This window comes from Pseudomonas sp. AK106 (assembly GCF_053903055.1).
This window is the reverse complement of sequence record NZ_CP096426.1, coordinates 417,699-435,090: the sequence shown is the minus strand read 5'-3', so window position 1 is coordinate 435,090 and position 17,392 is coordinate 417,699. Positions and strand designations below refer to the sequence as shown.

At 61.1% G+C, this 17,392-nt stretch carries 16 protein-coding genes; 6 read left to right on the top strand and 10 right to left on the bottom strand.

From position 1 onward, the window contains the following. The first annotated feature begins 4 nt into the window (after positions 1 to 4). The 4 genes from pqqC to M1E04_RS01970 are packed head-to-tail and all read left to right on the top strand — an operon-like array spanning position 5 to position 3,983. Positions 5 to 760: a pyrroloquinoline-quinone synthase PqqC gene (pqqC, locus tag M1E04_RS01985; RefSeq protein ID WP_065991310.1), complete on the top strand. Its 756-nt coding sequence runs from the start codon at positions 5 to 7 to the stop codon at positions 758 to 760. Continuing rightward, on the top strand, positions 757 to 1,032 hold the full coding sequence (gene pqqD / locus M1E04_RS01980; RefSeq protein ID WP_065991309.1) for a pyrroloquinoline quinone biosynthesis peptide chaperone PqqD: 276 nt from the start codon (positions 757 to 759) through the stop codon (positions 1,030 to 1,032). The genes pqqC and pqqD overlap by 4 nt, the downstream gene beginning before the upstream one ends. Then, positions 1,004 to 2,191, top strand: coding sequence for a pyrroloquinoline quinone biosynthesis protein PqqE (gene pqqE / locus M1E04_RS01975; protein WP_369319158.1), 1,188 nt, complete (start codon positions 1,004 to 1,006; stop codon positions 2,189 to 2,191). Before pqqD ends, pqqE begins: the two co-directional genes overlap by 29 nt. Continuing rightward, a complete protein-coding gene (locus tag M1E04_RS01970; protein ID WP_456292321.1) occupies positions 2,157 to 3,983 on the top strand; it encodes a S9 family peptidase in 1,827 nt (608 codons plus the stop codon). Before pqqE ends, M1E04_RS01970 begins: the two co-directional genes overlap by 35 nt. Positions 3,984 to 4,475: 492 nt before the next feature. On the opposite strand, the gene M1E04_RS01965 is transcribed toward M1E04_RS01970, so the two are convergent. The 10 genes from M1E04_RS01965 to bioB all read right to left on the bottom strand — a co-directional run bounded on the left by M1E04_RS01965 (position 4,476) and on the right by bioB (position 15,671). Next, a complete protein-coding gene (locus M1E04_RS01965) occupies positions 4,476 to 4,637 on the bottom strand; it encodes a YqaE/Pmp3 family membrane protein (protein WP_037019089.1) in 162 nt (53 codons plus the stop codon). Positions 4,638 to 5,010: 373 nt separating this feature from the next. Then, positions 5,011 to 6,789, bottom strand: coding sequence for an acyl-CoA dehydrogenase C-terminal domain-containing protein (locus M1E04_RS01960; protein ID WP_456292320.1), 1,779 nt, complete (start codon positions 6,787 to 6,789; stop codon positions 5,011 to 5,013). A gap of 223 nt (positions 6,790 to 7,012) precedes the next feature. After that, positions 7,013 to 8,308 carry a GGDEF domain-containing protein gene (locus M1E04_RS01955; RefSeq protein WP_410935217.1) on the bottom strand — a complete coding sequence of 432 codons (1,296 nt, stop codon included), beginning with the start codon at positions 8,306 to 8,308 and terminating at the stop codon, positions 7,013 to 7,015. 178 nt (positions 8,309 to 8,486) lie between these two features. Further along, positions 8,487 to 10,292 (bottom strand): phenylacyl-CoA dehydrogenase, encoded by a 1,806-nt coding sequence (locus tag M1E04_RS01950; protein ID WP_456292319.1) that lies wholly within the window; start codon positions 10,290 to 10,292, stop codon positions 8,487 to 8,489. A 348-nt stretch (positions 10,293 to 10,640) separates the two neighbouring features. Further along, positions 10,641 to 10,937, bottom strand: a complete 297-nt coding sequence (locus tag M1E04_RS01945; RefSeq protein ID WP_065991303.1) for a pyrroloquinoline quinone biosynthesis protein PqqE — start codon at positions 10,935 to 10,937, stop codon at positions 10,641 to 10,643. Between the two features lie 124 nt (positions 10,938 to 11,061). Beyond that, positions 11,062 to 11,742, bottom strand: a complete 681-nt coding sequence (bioD, locus tag M1E04_RS01940) for a dethiobiotin synthase (protein ID WP_456292318.1) — start codon at positions 11,740 to 11,742, stop codon at positions 11,062 to 11,064. Between the two features lie 86 nt (positions 11,743 to 11,828). Beyond that, on the bottom strand, positions 11,829 to 12,677 hold the full coding sequence (bioC, locus tag M1E04_RS01935; RefSeq protein WP_296311317.1) for a malonyl-ACP O-methyltransferase BioC: 849 nt from the start codon (positions 12,675 to 12,677) through the stop codon (positions 11,829 to 11,831). Next, the gene (locus tag M1E04_RS01930; RefSeq protein WP_456292317.1) at positions 12,670 to 13,401 is read right to left on the bottom strand and encodes an alpha/beta fold hydrolase; all 732 of its coding nucleotides are present in this window, start codon (positions 13,399 to 13,401) and stop codon (positions 12,670 to 12,672) included. Before M1E04_RS01930 ends, bioC begins: the two co-directional genes overlap by 8 nt. Further along, complete coding sequence (gene bioF / locus M1E04_RS01925; RefSeq protein WP_192134933.1) at positions 13,394 to 14,584, bottom strand: 8-amino-7-oxononanoate synthase; 1,191 nt, start codon at positions 14,582 to 14,584, stop codon at positions 13,394 to 13,396. Before bioF ends, M1E04_RS01930 begins: the two co-directional genes overlap by 8 nt. A 31-nt stretch (positions 14,585 to 14,615) precedes the next feature. Further along, positions 14,616 to 15,671, bottom strand: coding sequence for a biotin synthase BioB (gene bioB, locus M1E04_RS01920; RefSeq protein WP_456292316.1), 1,056 nt, complete (start codon positions 15,669 to 15,671; stop codon positions 14,616 to 14,618). Positions 15,672 to 15,781: 110 nt separating this feature from the next. Between bioB and M1E04_RS01915 the strand changes: the two genes are divergently transcribed. Further along, entirely contained in the window at positions 15,782 to 16,516 is a 735-nt protein-coding gene (locus M1E04_RS01915) for a ComF family protein (protein ID WP_296311310.1), read from the top strand. Positions 16,517 to 16,606: 90 nt separating this feature from the next. Then, positions 16,607 to 17,371 (top strand): TOBE domain-containing protein, encoded by a 765-nt coding sequence (locus M1E04_RS01910; protein WP_065991298.1) that lies wholly within the window; start codon positions 16,607 to 16,609, stop codon positions 17,369 to 17,371. Positions 17,372 to 17,392 lie beyond the last annotated feature (21 nt).

Below are 17,392 nucleotides of genomic sequence, written 5' to 3'. Positions count from 1 at the left end.
CGACATGAACGATGCAACGCCGCTGTCCCCTGCTGAATTCGAACAGGCCCTGCGCGCCAAGGGCGCGTATTACCACATCTATCACCCTTTCCATGTGGCGATGTACGAAGGGCGCGCGACCCGCGAGCAGATTCAGGGCTGGGTCGCCAACCGGTTTTACTATCAGGTGAACATCCCGCTGAAGGACGCTGCGATCCTGGCCAACTGCCCGGACCGGGAAATCCGCCGCGAGTGGATTCAGCGCTTGCTCGACCATGACGGCGCACCCGGCGAAGACGGCGGCATCGAAGCCTGGTTGCGTCTGGGTCAAGCCGTGGGCCTGGATCCTGACCAGCTGCGCTCGCAGGAACTCGTTCTGCCCGGCGTACGATTTGCCGTCGATGCCTACGTCAACTTCGCCCGTCGCGCCAATTGGCAGGAAGCGGCGAGCAGTTCGCTGACCGAGCTGTTCGCGCCGCAGATCCATCAGTCGCGCCTGGACAGCTGGCCGCAGCACTACCCATGGATCGACCCGACCGGTTACGAATACTTCCGCACCCGCCTGGGTCAGGCGCGCCGCGACGTCGAGCATGGTCTGGCGATCACGCTGCAGCACTACACCACGCGGGAAGGCCAGGAGCGCATGCTGGAAATTCTGCAGTTCAAACTCGATATTTTGTGGAGCATGCTTGATGCCATGAGCATGGCCTACGAGCTGAACCGCCCGCCCTATCACAGCGTGACCGACCAACGCGTCTGGCACAAAGGAATCGCCCTATGAGCTTCAATCGTGAGCAGGTGCCCAGCTGGCGCCGCGGTTATCGTTTCCAGTTCGAGCCCGCGCAAAACGGTCACGTGCTGCTCTACCCCGAGGGCATGATCAAGCTCAACGACAGCGCGAGCGCGATTGGCGGCCTGATTGACGGTCAGCGCAGCGTCGGCGCCATCATTGCGCTGCTTGACGAAAAATTCCCCGGCGTTCCCGAGCTCGGCACTGACGTCGAGCAATTCATGGAGGTCGCCCGTGCAGAGCTCTGGATCGAATTTGCCTGACTCAGTGAACGCTCAGTCCGATGTCTACATCCCGCCCACGCCCCCGGTCGGGCTGCCGCTGTGGCTGCTCGCCGAGCTGACCTATCGCTGCCCGTTGCAATGCCCGTATTGCTCCAACCCGCTGGATTTCGCCAAGCAGGGTCAGGAATTGAGCACCGAGCAGTGGTTCAAAGTCATGGCCGAAGCCCGGCAAATGGGCGCGGCGCAGATCGGCTTCTCGGGTGGCGAGCCACTGGTGCGTCAGGACCTGGCCGAGCTGATCGCCGAAGCGCGACGGCTGGGCTTCTACACCAACCTGATTACCTCCGGCATCGGCCTGACCGAGCAGAAGATTATCGACTTCAAGGAAGCCGGGCTGGACCACATCCAGATCAGTTTCCAGGCCAGCGACGAGCAAGTGAACAACATGCTCGCCGGCTCGAAAAAGGCCTTCGCGCAGAAGCTGGAAATGGCCCGCGCCGTGAAAAAGCATGGCTATCCAATGGTCCTCAACTTCGTGACCCACCGGCACAACATCGACAAGATCGACAAGATCATCGAGCTCTGCGTGGCACTGGAAGCGGATTTCGTGGAGCTGGCGACCTGTCAGTTTTACGGCTGGGCACACTTGAATCGGGTGGGCTTGCTGCCGACCAAAGACCAACTTGTGCGCGCCGAACGCATCACCAACGAGTATCGGGTCAAGCTCGCCGCTGAAAATCACCCGGTGAAGCTGATCTTCGTCACCCCCGATTACTACGAAGAGCGTCCAAAAGCCTGCATGAACGGCTGGGGCAATCTGTTCCTGACCGTGACGCCGGATGGCACTGCGCTGCCGTGCCATGGGGCGCGGCAGATGCCGATCCAGTTCCCCAATGTGCGCGATCACACGATGCAGCACATCTGGTATGAGTCGTTCGGCTTCAATCGCTTTCGTGGTTACGAGTGGATGCCAGAGCCTTGCCGCTCCTGCGACGAGAAGGAAAAAGACTTCGGGGGCTGCCGCTGCCAGGCGTTCATGCTCACCGGCGATGCGAGCAACACGGACCCGGTGTGCAGCAAGTCGCCGCAGCATCACTTGATCACCCAAGCCCGTGATGAAGCCGAGTATGCTAGCCAGACTATCGAGCAACTGGCCTTCCGCAATGAACGAAACTCACGCCTCATCGCCAAGTCCTGACCTCCTTTCCGCCGCCCAGGCTGTGGCGGCAGGCACCGATTTCGCCGAACTCGCCGTCAGCCCTGCGGGGCTTTTCTGGAGTGCATTCCGCCCGCAGGATGCCGCGACGCGCATCTGGCGCTGGCACGACGGCGCGGCCGCTTGCCTGACCCCCGAGGGTTTCAGCGTGCGCAGCCGGGTGTATGAATACGGCGGCGGTTCGTTCTGCCTGACTGACGATGCCGTGGTGTTCGTCAACGAAGCGGACCAGCAGATTTACCTCCAGTCCTTCGACTCCCAAACCCCTCACCCCCTGACCCAGGGCGACAAGCTCTTCGGAGATGTCCGTTCTGCGCGTGGGCAGATTCTGGCGGTTGAGGAGGATAAGAGCACTCACCGGCTGGTCGCGATCGACGTCGCCGACGGTCGCCGCCACGTACTGGCCGAAGGCGCGGATTTTTACGCATCGCCCTCCATCAGTCCGGATGGCAATCGCCTGGTGTGGATCGAGTGGTGGCGGCCCCATCAGCCCTGGACGTCCTCACGACTGATGAGCGTCGAACGCCAGGCCGATCTCGCGTGGGGCCGGCCGCACTGTCTCGCGGGCGGGTTGGGACTGGAATCGTTGCAGCAACCCCGCTTCGATGACGCGGGCCGCTTGTATTGCCTGACTGACCGCGCCGGGTTCTGGCAGCCGTGGGTTGAGACGCCGGACGGTTTTGAAGCGCTGCCCGCCGCCGCTGCCGACCACGCTTCGGCGCCGTGGCAACTGGGCGCGTCGACCTGGGCGCCGCTGAGCGAGGGCGCGTACCTCGCCGCCTGGTTCGAGGACGGCAAAGGCCTGCTCGGCGTGCGCTCGGCGCAGGGTTCAGTTGAAGATTTCAGCGGCGACTACAGCCGCTTCAGAAGCCTCGCGGTGGACGCGGACTACCTCTATTGCATCGCGGCGTCGCCCGTCAGCCCTTCTGCTGTCATTGCCATCGGTCGTGCTGACAAGTGCGTTCAGGTGCTGGCCGGCGGGGTCAGCCCCCTTCCCGTCGAGCGCATCAGCCAGCCGCAGACCTTGCGTTATCCAAGTGGGGCCGGCGAGGCGCACGGGTATTTCTACCCGGCCATGAATGGCGACGACAAGCCGCCGCTCGTGGTGTTTATACACGGCGGCCCGACCTCCGCCTGCTACCCCGCGCTGGACCCGCGCATTCAGTTCTGGACGCAACGGGGCTTCGCCGTCGCCGACCTCAACTATCGCGGCAGCACCGGTTATGGCCGCGCCTATCGTCAGGCGCTGTTTCTGGAGTGGGGCGTTGTCGATGTCGAAGACGCTTGCGCAGTGGTTGAATACCTGGGCAATCAGGGCCTGATCGATCCGGCAAATGCGTTCATCCGGGGCGGCAGTGCAGGCGGGTATACGACGCTGTGCGCATTGGCATTCAAGGATGTGTTCCGCGCAGGGGCGAGCCTGTATGGGGTGAGCGACCCGCTGGCGCTGGCGCAAGCCACGCACAAGTTCGAAGCGGATTACCTGGACTGGCTGATCGGCGACCCCGACGTCGACATGGCGCGCTACCGGGAGCGCACGCCGCTGCTGCATGCAGACCAGATCAAAGTGCCGGTGATCTTCTTCCAGGGCGAACTCGACGCAGTCGTCGTCCCCGCCCAGACCCGCGACATGCTCAATGCGCTACTGGAAAACGGCATCCCGGCGGAAGGGCACTTCTACCCCGACGAACGCCACGGCTTCCGCAAAGCCGCCAACCTGGCCCATGCACTGGAAACCGAGTGGGCGTTTTACCGGAAGGTTATTGACGGGTGATTTGAGGTTGTTCAGCTCCCGCGGATTCCGGTAGGACGGGCTTTAGCCGGGAATTGGCCAGTGAGCTGATACGGGGACAGATTAATTTACGGTGAAGCGTTGTAAATAAATCAGTCCCCTTCAAAAAGTCCTGGCCGCTTCGCGAGCAAGCTCGCTCCCACGGGGTATTGCGATACACGCTACATTTCTGTGGGGCATCGCCAGCTTCACAGGTGTAGGCAGTCGCCTGGTAGGACCGGCTTCAGCCGGGAAGAGGTCGGTGGATGCAACGATCAATTTGCGGTGTGGCGATTGAAGCCTTCCCGGCTAAAGCCGGTCCTACAAGTCGCAGGAGGGCATTGAGCCCTACCAGAAAATCTGTGCCGCCCCAGAACAGAGCGGCGAGCAATCCCAAAACAACGTCCATCCCTGAGCTTCCTGATCATAAAGTCCAACGTCGGACTCTATGTCAGCTGACCTGAGACAGGAAGCGTGGTGTTGGCCGGGGTCGGGTTACTTGCGACTGACAATGATGTAGATCGCGTGGATGATCCCCGGGATGTAGCCCAGCAGGGTCAGCAGAATGTTCAGCCAGAAGGCGCCGGCGAAGCCGACTTGCAGGAACACGCCCAGGGGTGGCAGCAGGATGGCGATGATGATGCGAATGATGTCCATGGGTGGAGCTCCTGATTAATGGCCCAATGGGGGCCGCACAGCTAATCGACCCTGGGTCGCTATAGGGGTTCCGCAGCGCCTATCATCAAGCCATGACCTCCCCGCAGCCACATCAAGCGAAGCGGCGGACGGCGATGCACTTTTTCGGAACGCAGAAAAAAGAAAACCCCGCCTAAGCGAGGTTTTCCAGACTGTTTCCCATGACTTCCATTTCTTCCCGCCATCCTGGCAGGCAATCCCTTACGTGTCCCTGTTATCTGTTTGCGCATCCTGCGCGACGTCCATGTGTGTAGATTAAACTTGGATCCACTGGAGCGATAGAGCCGATTGCCATCACGTCATGTAAGTAAATGCTTACATGAATTTCCGGGTGTCAGAACTGTGACGCCTCCAACAGGTACAGAGACTCGCTGCCCGCTCTAACCGAAGCCGAAAGGGACTGAATGCGTGGCAGCAGACGCGCGAAATAGAACCGCGCAGTGCCCAGCTTGCTGGCGTAGAAATCTTCCTGAGCTTCTTTACCCCATGCGGCTTTTGCCATCATCGCCCACATGTAGGCGTACGCCGTGTATCCGAACGCATGCAGATACTCGACGGACGCAGCACCGATTTCATTCGGGTTGCTGCGAGCCCGGTCCAGTACCCAGTCGGTCAATTCGTCCAGTGTGGTCAGGGCTGCGGCCAACGGCTTGTTGAATTCTGCCTGCGAGCTGTCAGACGAAGCGATGAATTGACGGATTTCGTCGGAGAACAGCTTGTAATAAGCCCCTCCGCTGGCGACCACCTTACGGCCCATCAAGTCCAGCGCCTGAATGCCGTTGGTGCCTTCGTAGATCTGGGTGATGCGCACGTCACGCACCAGTTGTTCCTGGCCCCACTCGCGAATGTAGCCGTGACCGCCGAACACCTGCTGACCGTGCACGGTGGTGTCCAGGCCCATGTCGGTGAGGAAGGCCTTGGCGACTGGCGTCAGCAGCGCGACCAACGCATCGGCGCGCTGACGCACATCGGCGTCTTCGCTGTACTTGGCGGTGTCCAGCTGCATGGCCACGTACGTGGAGAATGCCCGACCGCCTTCGTTCAATGCCTTCATGGTCAGCAGCATGCGACGCACATCGGGGTGAACGATGATCGGGTCGGCAAGGGTGTCTTTGGACTGTGCGCCCGTCGGGGCACGGCTTTGCAAACGGTCGCGGGCGTACTCGATCGCGTTCTGATACGAGCGCTCGCCGGACGCCAGGCCCTGAATGCCGACGCCCAGACGCTCGTAATTCATCATGGTGAACATCGCCGCGAGGCCTTTATTAGGCTCGCCGATCAGATAGCCTGCGGCCTGATCGAAATTCATCACGCAGGTGGCCGAGGCCTGAATGCCCATCTTGTGTTCGATGGACCCGCAGAACACCGTGTTGCGCTCACCGAGGCTGCCATCGTCATTGACCATGATCTTCGGCACGAGAAACAGCGAAATACCCTTCGGCCCTGCCGGTGCGTCAGGCAGCTTGGCCAGAACCAGATGAATGATGTTCTCGGTGAGATCGTGCTCGCCGCCGGTGATAAAGATTTTCGTGCCGCTGATCTTGTAAGACCCGTCGGTCTGGGGCTCCGCCTTTGTACGGATAATCCCGAGGTCCGTGCCGGCGTGGGCTTCGGTCAGGCACATCGAACCGGCCCATACCCCGGCGTACATGTTCGGCAGATATTTGGTCTTCAACGCCTCGCTGGCGTGGGTGTTGATCGAGACGCAGGCGCCGGACGTCAGCATCGGGTACAACCCGAACGCCAAGCTTGCGGAATTGACCATTTCCTCGACCTGAGCAGACACCGCTTTGGGCATGCCCATGCCGCCGAACTCCGGATTGCCACCGACGCCAACCCAGCCACCTTCAGCGTACGTTTTGTACGCCTGAACGAAGCCTGCCGGGGTAGTGACGACGGTGTCGTTCCAGTGACAGCCTTCCTCATCGGCCGCGCGACTCAGGGGTGCAACGGACCGGCCAGTGACTTTGCCCGCTTCTTCGAGAATCGCCTCGACGGTCTCGGCGTCCACGGTTTCGGACAATTCGGGCAGCGTGGCCCAAAGTCGGGAGACTTCGAACACTTCATTGAGGACGAAGCGCATATCGCGCAAGGGCGCTTTGTAGTCAGCCATGGCAAACCTCGTTTCAGCGGCAAAGAACTCGGGGGAGGAGCGGCACAGCAGAGAGAGTGCGGCGCCGATGTGTCAATGGAACGAGTGTACATGAACACCATTTGCGACACATAGGGTCAACACGTGACTATTATCAAAGATTCGGTCACGCGCAAGCAACAATCCTGCTGATGCCCGCGCACAGCGGCGTGTGCGTTCGTCCAGAGGTGGAAAAGAGTAGGTTTTAGCCGGCGGCAGCCATGCGCACAGCGCCGCGCTTGCTGGTTTGCGCATGACTAATGACGCAGTTACGCCCGGCCCCTTTGGCGGCATACAGCGCCTGATCGGCGGATTTGAGGACTTCTTCCGGGTTGCGGTGCTCCGGCAGACGCTCCGCCACGCCGATGCTGACCGTGACCGACACCGCTGAAGCCTGGGACCCCGCCCGACGCTGACGCCCTTGCAGATCATCATTCGGACGATTGTCCTGATTGCGCAGCTGAATCTGGTAACTGGCAATGGTTTCGCGGATGACCTCAAGATGCGGCATGCATTCTTCGAGGGTTTTGCCGGCAAACACGATGGCAAACTCTTCGCCGCCATAGCGATAGGCGCGCCCGCCGCCATTGGTGATCTTCGACAGCTTGCTCGCCACCAGACGCAGCACCTGATCGCCGACATCGTGGCCATGGGTGTCGTTGAATTTCTTGAAATGATCGACGTCGCTCATCGCCAGCACGTAATTGCGCCCCAGTCGCTGCATCCGCTCATTGAGCGCGCGTCGGCCTGGCAGCCCGGTCAGCTCGTCACGGAAGGCCATTTGATAGGCCTCGTGGGCGACCGCCGCCGCAATCATCAACATCACCTGGCTGCACATGATGTTCAGGGTGAAGGGCAGGATGAAGGTCTTCGGTAACGCCCAGAACATCCCGAGCAACCCCACCAGTTGAGCCGCATGCAGGGGCCGCGGCTTATAGAGGTACTGCGTGATGAGCACGGCGAACGCAATGAGAAAGGTCACGTAGGACAGCTGAATCAGGCTCATCCATTCACCGTGAAGCGCTGGCCAGCGGATGTCGGCGAGCCAGGCCAGCAGCCCGGCGGGAAAGCTCTGTTCGAGACCCAGGGCAACGCTGCCTACCGCGACCAGAACGGCCAACCGTGCAATCAAGTCCTGAAACAGATGGGTCCGCTCTTCCCAGGCCGCAAACAGACCAAACATGACCGGGAGCAAGAGGCAACACAGATGAAACACCACGGCGGCGTCTTCTCGGACCTTGCCGTAATCGCGGTAGTAGTCGGTCTGTGTGTCGAGGAGGAAATAGGCGATGTACACGGTGATCATCAGGAACAGCTCACGCTGTCGCTTGTACACCCCGCAGTACGCACCACCCAGCAACAGCACCAGGGTGGGCAGCACGTTGAAAAGTGAGGTGAAGAAGACGTTGAGGTCTTTCACATACGCGGCCGCCAGTCCGGCAACCAGCAAGGCCAGAGAGGGTAAAAAATGACTGAGCCGTGCGGCAGAGGGGCGCAGCAAAAGGATTATCTCCTCACCGAAAGATGTGAGCGCTGATTAAATGGCATTGTGCCTGTATCGGCCGCGTCATGCATAGGATGAGAGAGAATGTGCGTGGCCCTGATACCAAAATCAGCCAGGCACAAAAAAGCCGCTTGTCCATGGGGGCAAGCGGCTTGAGGGAAACGCTTGGGTTGACTTAGTAAGCCAGACCGAAGTGTTCTTCGTTCATGTCCATCAGGTTGCTCGCGCCCGACAGCATGGTTGCCACGTGAGTGCGAGTGCGCGGCAGGATGCGCTGGAAGTAGAAGCGCGCGGTCTGCAGCTTGGCGGTGTAGAAGGCTTCTTCGCTGGTACCGGCCGCCAGCTTCTCGGCTGCGACACGGGCCATGTCAGCCCAGAAGTACGCCAGGCAGGCATAACCGGAATACATCAGGTAGTCCACCGATGCGGCGCCGACTTCTTCACGGTCTTTCATGGCCGCCATACCGACCTTCATGGTCAGCTCACCCCACTCCTTATTCAGCGCAGCGAGCGGCGCCACGAATTCGCTGATCGCTTCATTGCCTTCCTGCGACTGGCAGAACTTGTGGACGATCTTGGTGAAGCCCTTGAGCGCCTCGCCCTGAGTCATCAGCACTTTACGACCCAGCAGGTCGAGCGCCTGAATACCCGTGGTGCCTTCGTACAGCATGGCAATACGGGCGTCGCGAACGTTCTGCTCCATGCCCCACTCGGCGATGAAGCCGTGGCCGCCGTAGACCTGCACGCCGTGGTTGGCAGATTCAAAACCGACTTCGGTCATGAACGCCTTGGCGATCGGCGTCATGAAGGCCAGCAGGCCGTCAGCTTGCTTCTTGGCTTCGGCGTCGTCGCTGTACTTGGCGATGTCGACCTGCTTGGCGGTGAAGTACACCATCGCGCGAGTCCCCTCGGCGAAGGCCTTCATGGTCAGCAGCATGCGACGTACGTCCGGGTGAACGATGATCGGGTCAGCGGCTTTCTCGGGCGCTTTCGGGCCAGTCAGGGAACGCATCTGCAGACGCTCACGGGCGTATTTCAGGCCGCCCTGGAAACCGATCTCGGCGTGGGCCAGACCTTGCAGCGCCGTGCCCAGACGTGCGGTGTTCATGAACGTGAACATGCAGTTCAGGCCTTTGTTCGGCGGGCCGATCAGGAAACCGGTTGCCCCGTCGAAGTTCATCACGCAGGTGGCGTTGCCGTGAATGCCCATCTTGTGTTCGAGCGAGCCGCAGTTGACTGCGTTGCGCTCGCCGACGCTGCCATCAGCGGCCGGCACGAACTTCGGCACGATGAACAGGGAAATGCCTTTGGTGCCGGCAGGCGCATCGGGCAGGCGGGCCAGCACGATGTGGACGATGTTATCGGCCATGTCGTGTTCGCCAGCGGAAATGAAGATCTTGGTACCGGATACTTTGTACGAACCGTCAGCCTGAGGCTCGGCCTTGGTGCGCAGCATGCCCAGGTCGGTACCGCAGTGAGGTTCGGTCAGGCACATGGTGCCGGTCCACTCGCCGGAAACCAGTTTGGTCAGGTAAGCGTCTTGCTGCTCAGGGGTGCCGTGCTCGGAGATGGTGTTCATCGCACCGTGCGACAGGCCTGGGTACATGCCCCACGACCAGTTGGCTTCGCCGACCATTTCACTGACCGCCAGACCCAGCGACTCGGGCAGACCCTGACCGCCATGAGCGACGTCGTGGGCCAGGCTCGGCCAGCCGCCTTCGACGAACTGTTTGTAGGCTTCCTTGAAACCGGTCGGCGTTTTTACGCCGGACTCGCTCCAGGTACAGCCTTCGGTGTCACCCACACGGTTCAGCGGGGCCAGGACCTGCTCACAAAACTTGGCGCCTTCCTCGAGAATGGCGTCAACCATGTCAGGCGTGGCGTCCTGGCATGCTGGCAGACTCTGATAGTGCGCTTCGTAGCCGAGCAGCTCGTCACGGACGAAGCGAATATCACGCAAGGGGGCCTTGTAGTCAGGCATAGCGATAAACCTCTGCTGGTGAATCCTGGAATTGGATGACCGTGTGGTCACTGTGGGGCGTTGCCCCGGCGCCGGCATTTGGGATCACGCGGCGATCAAACAGGTGTTTGAAACATACGTTTACGCCTATACCTTGTCAAGCGACGCCCGGCACCTTTCATCACCTGACGCGGGCAAACCGCAGGCGCGCGGTTGCGACGCCAGGCGGTTGAGACCGCAGCGTTGAGTCTAGAAAACGTCGTGATAAAAAACGCGAAGGCGCCCGGAGAATGGGCACGTGAATGAGGTGTTATTCAGGAGAGGCGTAGCATCCAGCAACGTGCGCCGCAGCGCACGAAGCGAGGAGAATCAGGCGAAGGTGTCGATCAGCGTGCCGAGCATTTCATCGCTGGCTTTTTCAACTTTGACGCCTGCCTGGACTTGAATCCGGCCTTGGGTCAGTTCCACCACATTGGTGGCCATGTCGGAACGTTGCGGACGATCGACAGAGCGCAGACGCTCAAGCTGGAAATCCGAAGACTGACTGCGCCCTGACACCTCGGTCGCGGGGCTGGCCAGTTGCGTCGCAGCCTGATCGACACGGTTCTGCCCGACCTGCATGGCGCTGAGGCCCGGGTACAGCGTGTTGTTCAGTGAGATTTGCATGAGCACGATCCTCTGTTCATAGCGAACACAGCGATTAAAGCAGCAAAGCGCCTGGATTACTTCGCAAAGCGACTAGTGGCATTGCGCCTTGTGACGGGCCTCACACTCAGTGGCACGTCGCCCGCTAGTCCAGCAGTTCCAGATGCAGATGCTCGGCAATCATTTCCGCAGTTGCCTTCTTCATGAACGGCACGCGGCCCAGGCACGGCGCCGGCAGACGCTCTGCCAGCGTGGCGAGGTTTTCCTCAAGCCGTGACGTTTTGGGATCAATAATATTCGCCACCCAGCCCGCCAGTTGCAGACCGTCGTTGGCGATCGCTTCGGCTGACAGCAACGCATGGCTGATACAGCCCAGGCGCACGCCCACCACGAGAATCACCGGCAGCTTCAGCGCGATGGCCAGATCGGACAGATTGGCTTGATCGGCCAAGGGAACACGCCAGCCGCCAGCGCCTTCGATCAGCGTGAAATCAGCCTGCTTGGCGAGGATGTGCTGCATCGGCCCGAGCAGGGACTGCACGGTCAGGGCGACTCCCGCTTCCCATGCGGCCAGATGGGGTGCGATCGCCGGCTCGAAGGCCACCGGATTGACCTCGTTGTAAGTCAGTTGAATCGAACATTCGGCGCGCAAGGCGACGGCATCCGAGTTACGCAGCCCCTTGGGTTTTACATCGCAACCGGAAGCCACCGGCTTACCCGCCGCCGTGCTCAACCCCGACTGCCGCGCCGCGTACAAAAGCCCCGTGGCGATGGTGGTCTTGCCGACGTCGGTGTCGGTTCCCGTGATGAAATACGCAGCGCTCATCGTGGCGACCATCCGTTCAGATATTTCAAACCAGTGCCTGCTTACTATAGCGTTCGTGCGAAAAACGCTGACTAAATGATCATTCTTTAATCAATGCCGGGTTTCGTCAGGATGGCGTACACCACCTGATACGTGGCGGGCAGGCCTTTTTCCTGACGAAACCTTTCGTACGCCTCCATCAAAGCCTGAATTCGCGCACGGCCAGTCAGGCCTCCCGGACGACCCGGATTAATGTTGTGCGCGCCCAGTGCTTTGAGTTCGTGGGTCAGGCTGCGCACGTCGGGATAGTGCAACACGTGGGGCAGGACTTCGAGGCTGCGCACGTTCAAACCACTGGCGGCGCAGAGGCGTTGATACTCTTCCCGCTCGCGGAAACGATTGACGTGGACCATGCCGTCCACCGCCTGCCAGCTGTCGCGCAGCTCAAACAGCGTCCCGACGCAGAGGCTGGCAAAAGCGAACACGCCGCCCGGTTTCAGCACCCGACCCGCTTCGCTCAGCACTGCAGAAAAATCCGGGCACCATTGCACTGCCAGGCTGGAGAACATCAGATCGACGCTCGCGTCACGCAGCGGCACGTTCTCCGCGTCGCCTGCCACATAATGCGCGGCACCCCCTGAAGGCCGTGCATAGCGCAGCATGCCTTCGGCAAGGTCGAGCGCAATGCCTTCGCTGTGCGGAAACGTCTGCGCCAGCGCGCGGCTGAAACAACCGGTGCCGCTGCCCAGGTCCAGCCAGCGGGACGGTGCCAGATCAGGCAGTCGCGTCATCAGTTCAGTACCAACGGCGCGCTGCAAATCGGCCACGCTGTCGTAGCTGGTCGCCGCCCTGGAGAAGGACGCCGCCACTTGACGCTTGTCCGGCAGCGCCTGCTGCCCGGATGCCTGTTGCTGTTTCACGGCCTTCAGCACCGCGCAGTGGGAAAGATCAGTCATCACCGGACTCGTGTAAAAACGCATGAACTGCAGCGGCGACGCCGTGCGGGTTTTCCAGAATGAAGGCATGACTGGCCTGCTCGATCACGCCGACTTCGATGTCAGGCTGGAGGGTCAGCAGGTCCGCCGACGCTTCTGCCGGCACCAACGCATCCAGGCCACCGAACAGGTGCAATTGAGGGCCGCGAAACCCTTGCAGCGCTCTGCGCGTGTCCATTTGTTCCAGCAGCTTGAGGCCTTCGATCAAGCCGGCACTGGTGCCGTGGGGCGCGCAGGCTTTGAGCTGTCTCGACAGCGCGCGCGGCTCCTCGGCCCCTTGCACGCACAGCAGACTGAAGCGCTTGAGCGTTGCGTCCAGATCGGCTTTGCAACCGGCAATGAACGCATCGAAATCCGTTTGCGGCATCGCGTTGGGCCACTCGCTGCGGGCCACGAAGCAGGCGTTGCTGGCGAACGTCGCCAATCCGCAGCAGCGCTCGCCCCTGCGCGCGGCCAGTTCGGTGGCCAGCATGCCGCCCAGCGACCAACCGCCCAGCCAGACGTTGTCGGGCAACGTCGAATCCAGCTCGTCGAGCCAGTCATCGAGGTTGTCGGTGTCCATGTCCGGCAAGGGTTCGATCACCACTCGCAAATGTTCGTCGAGCCCTCGCAGCGCTGCAGCCAGCGGTTCAAGGGGCGAGACGCCGAGGCCCCAGCCCGGCAACAGGATCAACTGATCACGCATGGTCCAGCTCCGAAGATTCGTCTACGCCCAGCAGCGGATAACACTGCTCCAGTGCCTGCAACAATAGCTGCACCTGTGCTTCGCTGTGGGCGGCGGACAATGTCACGCGTAGACGCGCGCTGCCCGCAGGCACCGTTGGTGGCCGAATGGCGGTGACCATCACGCCCCGTTCTCGCAGCAACTGCGACAGCCGCAACGCGCGCCCGCTGTCGCCAATCAGGATCGGCTGAATGGGCGTGAAACTGTCCATCAGCTCCAGACCGAGGGCTTGAGCGCCGGCGCGAAACTGTTTGATGAGTGCCGCCAGGTGCTCACGCCGCCAGTGTTCGGTGCGCAGCAGTTCGAGGCTTTTCAGCGTTGCGCACGCCAGCGCCGGCGGCTGACTGGTGGTGTAGATGTAGGGGCGGGCAAACTGGATCAGCGTTTCAATCAGCTCTTCGCTGCCCGCAACGAACGCGCCAGCCGTGCCGAAGGATTTACCCAGCGTGCCGATCAGCACAGGGACCTCATCGATGCCGAGGCCGAAGTGCTCGACAATGCCTGCACCGTTCGCCCCCAGCGGGCCGAAGCCGTGGGCATCGTCGACCATTAGCCAGGCGTTTTTGGCTTTCGCCGCCTTGGCCAGCGCGGGCAGGTCAGCGACGTCGCCGTCCATGCTGAACACACCGTCGGTGACCACCAGCGTGTCTCCGACCGCCTTGTCCAACCGGCCGGCGAGGCTGTCGCAACTGTTGTGCAGGTAGCGGGAAAAACGCGCACCGCTGAGCAGGCCGGCGTCGAGCAACGAAGCGTGATTGAGACGATCTTCCAGCACCGTGTCGCCCTGCCCCACCAACGCGGTGACCGTTCCGAGATTGGCCATGTAGCCGTTGGAAAACAACAGCGCGCGGGGCCGTCCGGTGAACTCGGCGAGGGCTTCTTCGAGCGCGTGATGGGGCGTGCTGTGGCCAATCACCAAATGCGAAGCGCCACCGCCGACGCCCCAACGCTCGGCGCCGGCTTGCCAGGCAGCGATGACCTCAGGATGACTCGCCAGCCCCATGTAATCGTTGTTGCAGAACGCCAGCAGCGGCTTGCCGTCGACAATCACTTCAGGCCCCTGCGGGCTTTGCAGCAGGGGCCGCTGACGATAAAGGTGCTCGGCACGACGGGCAGCGAGACGTGCGTTCAGATCAAAAGACATGCAGGCCTCGGGTCAAGCCACTGATGAAGGATCAAACAGCCGCGTCGTAAAACAGCTCGCTGCTTTTCTGCTCGATCAGCGCTTGTTCGATGGCTGCCTGATGGACCTCGTCCGAGTGCTCTTCGCGCGCTTCAGGCTGAATGCCCAGACGCGAGAACAGCTGCATGTCCTTGTCGGACTGCGGGTTGGCGGTGGTCAGCAGTTTGTCGCCGTAGAAGATCGAGTTGGCGCCGGCGAAGAACGCCAGGGCCTGCATCTGGTCATTCATGGCTTCGCGGCCGGCGGACAGGCGCACGTGGGACTGCGGCATCAGGATGCGTGCGACGGCCAGCATGCGGATAAAATCGAACGGATCGATATCCTCGGCGTTTTCCAGCGGCGTGCCGGCGACTTTCACCAGCATGTTGATCGGCACGGACTCCGGATGCTCCGGCAGATTGGCGAGCTGGATCAGCAGATTGGCGCGGTCGTCCAGGGATTCGCCCATGCCCAGAATGCCGCCGGAGCAGATCTTCATCCCTGAATCACGCACGTACGCCAAGGTCTGCAGACGATCGCTGTAGGTGCGGGTGGTGATGATGCTGGTGTAGAAATCCGGCGACGTGTCGAGGTTGTGGTTGTAGTAATCGAGGCCAGCGTCGGCCAGCGCCCGGGTCTGGTCCTGATCCAGCTTGCCGAGGGTCATGCAGGTTTCCAGGCCCATGGCCTTGACGCCTTTGACCATCTCCAGCACGTAGGGCATGTCTTTGGCCGACGGGTGTTTCCACGCCGCGCCCATGCAGAAACGGGTCGAACCAATGGCCTTGGCGCGTGCGGCCTCTTCCAGCACTTGCTGGAACTGCATCAGCTTTTCTTTTTCCAGACCGGTGTTGTAGTGGCCCGATTGCGGGCAGTACTTGCAGTCTTCCGGGCACGCGCCGGTTTTGATCGACAGCAGGGTCGAGACTTGCACGCGGTTGGCGTCGAAGTGAGCGCGGTGCACGGTTTGCGCCTGAAACAGCAGGTCATTGAATGGCTGTGTGAACAGCGCCTTGACCTCGGCTAGATTCCAATCGTGACGCAGGTTGGCATTGATGCTGGCGCTCATGGGCGGCTCCTTGATGTTTTCTGGACGATGACCCGGGCGGCTTCGCCCAGCGGCAAAACCGGAAAGCCCACAGGCGCAACACGGATGTTCGGCATATTTAAGGAAGCAACATGCGCTGTCAACCATATAACGGGCACGAGGTTTACATCTGGTTAAAAAACGTACAGACGTGTTTGTTGTGCGATGAAACAACTGATTCAAGCACCCCGATCTGCGTGCCCTGTGAGCGCGAGCTCCCGTGGCTGATTGACCAGTGCGATCGCTGCGCACTGCCCATGCCGATGTCCGGCCTCACCTGCGGCGCCTGCAATCGCCACCCTCCCGCCTTTAATGAAGTCATCGCTCCGTGGCTGTACGACTTCCCGATCGACGCGCTGGTCACGCGTTTCAAGCATCAGGGGAAATGGCCACTTGGGCGACTGCTGGCGGAGCTGCTGGGTGAGACCCTGCAGCATCGCTTTAATGATGGCCTGCGCCGACCCGACTGTCTTATCCCGGTGCCACTCGCCAAAAAACGACTGCGTCAGCGCGGCTTCAATCAGGCAGCGATGTTGGCGAACTGGCTCGGTGCTCGACTGGGACTGCCTGTTGAAGAGCGCGTGATCCGCCGGGTGAAAGAAACACCTTCACAGCAGGGTCTGGATGCAAAAGCCAGAAAGCGCAATCTGGCGTCCGCGTTTGCACTGAAGGACGCCACGGCGATCAGCGGCAAGCACCTCGCGCTGATAGATGACGTACTCACCACCGGCTCGACGGCCAACGCACTGGCAGAACTGTTGCTCAAAGCCGGCGCCCAATCGGTGGATGTGTATTGCCTGGCAAGAACGCCAAAACCTGGGGACTGATCGGCCGAGACGTTAAAACTTCGCAGCATTTGGGCGCGAGGCGTTTTGGCTTACACTCCGGCGTCATCACTTTCAGTGCATCCGACTCCTATGTCCCTACCGCCGTCCCTCACCCAGCACATGGTTCGTCGCCCTCACCGCATCGCACTGTTGCAGCACATTGCCGAGCAGGGTTCGATTACCCGCGCGGCGAAGAGCGCCGGGCTGAGTTACAAGGCGACATGGGACGCCATCGATGAGCTGAACAATCTGGCGCAAAAACCGCTGGTCGAGCGCAGCGTCGGCGGTCGAGGGGGTGGCGGCGCCAAATTGTCCGCCGAAGGCGAGCGCGTGCTGCGGCTTTATCAGCGCTTGCAAGCGTTGCAGACCCAACTGCTGGAAACGTCGGAGGAATCCGATGACCTCGCCTTGCTCAGCCGCTTGATGCTGCGCACCAGCGCGCGTAATCAGCTACATGGTCAGGTCAGCGGCGTCCGCTCCCAAGGCCGCAACGACATGATCATGTTGCAGCTCGCGGGCGGTTTGTCGATCGAGGCGCAGATCACCCACGACAGCACCTTGCGATTGGGGCTCGAAATCGGCACGGATGTGTTCGCCTTGATTAAGGCCGGCTGGCTGGAGCTACTGACGCCCGACCAATCTGAAACAATCGGACACAATTGCCTCACCGGTAAAATCGAGGAAATTCTCGCCGCCGATGACGGCCCGAGCGAGGTCAAAATCGTCCTCCCCAGCCATCAGATCCTTTGCGCAGTGGTCGACGCGGACCGGCTGCATGCCTTGCAGCTCAAGGCCGGCGGCGCTGTGAAGGTTCAGTTTGCGCCCTCCAATATTCTGCTCGGCACGCCGCTGTAAGCGCCGCTTGCACGAAACACC

Coding starts and splice junctions, on each gene's coding strand:
- pqqC (WP_065991310.1), top strand. CDS start 5: ATGAACGATGCAACGCCGCTGTCCCCTGCTGAATTCGAACAGGCCCTG.
- M1E04_RS01930 (WP_456292317.1), bottom strand. CDS start 13,401: ATGCGTGATCAGTTGATCCTGTTGCCGGGCTGGGGCCTCGGCGTCTCG.
- M1E04_RS01910 (WP_065991298.1), top strand. CDS start 16,607: ATGTCCCTACCGCCGTCCCTCACCCAGCACATGGTTCGTCGCCCTCAC.
- M1E04_RS01945 (WP_065991303.1), bottom strand. CDS start 10,937: ATGCAAATCTCACTGAACAACACGCTGTACCCGGGCCTCAGCGCCATG.
- M1E04_RS01970 (WP_456292321.1), top strand. CDS start 2,157: ATGAACGAAACTCACGCCTCATCGCCAAGTCCTGACCTCCTTTCCGCC.
- bioF (WP_192134933.1), bottom strand. CDS start 14,584: ATGTCTTTTGATCTGAACGCACGTCTCGCTGCCCGTCGTGCCGAGCAC.
- bioC (WP_296311317.1), bottom strand. CDS start 12,677: ATGACTGATCTTTCCCACTGCGCGGTGCTGAAGGCCGTGAAACAGCAA.
- M1E04_RS01960 (WP_456292320.1), bottom strand. CDS start 6,789: ATGGCTGACTACAAAGCGCCCTTGCGCGATATGCGCTTCGTCCTCAAT.
- bioB (WP_456292316.1), bottom strand. CDS start 15,671: ATGAGCGCCAGCATCAATGCCAACCTGCGTCACGATTGGAATCTAGCC.
- M1E04_RS01915 (WP_296311310.1), top strand. CDS start 15,782: ATGCGCTGTCAACCATATAACGGGCACGAGGTTTACATCTGGTTAAAA.
- pqqD (WP_065991309.1), top strand. CDS start 757: ATGAGCTTCAATCGTGAGCAGGTGCCCAGCTGGCGCCGCGGTTATCGT.
- M1E04_RS01950 (WP_456292319.1), bottom strand. CDS start 10,292: ATGCCTGACTACAAGGCCCCCTTGCGTGATATTCGCTTCGTCCGTGAC.
- M1E04_RS01965 (WP_037019089.1), bottom strand. CDS start 4,637: ATGGACATCATTCGCATCATCATCGCCATCCTGCTGCCACCCCTGGGC.
- bioD (WP_456292318.1), bottom strand. CDS start 11,742: ATGAGCGCTGCGTATTTCATCACGGGAACCGACACCGACGTCGGCAAG.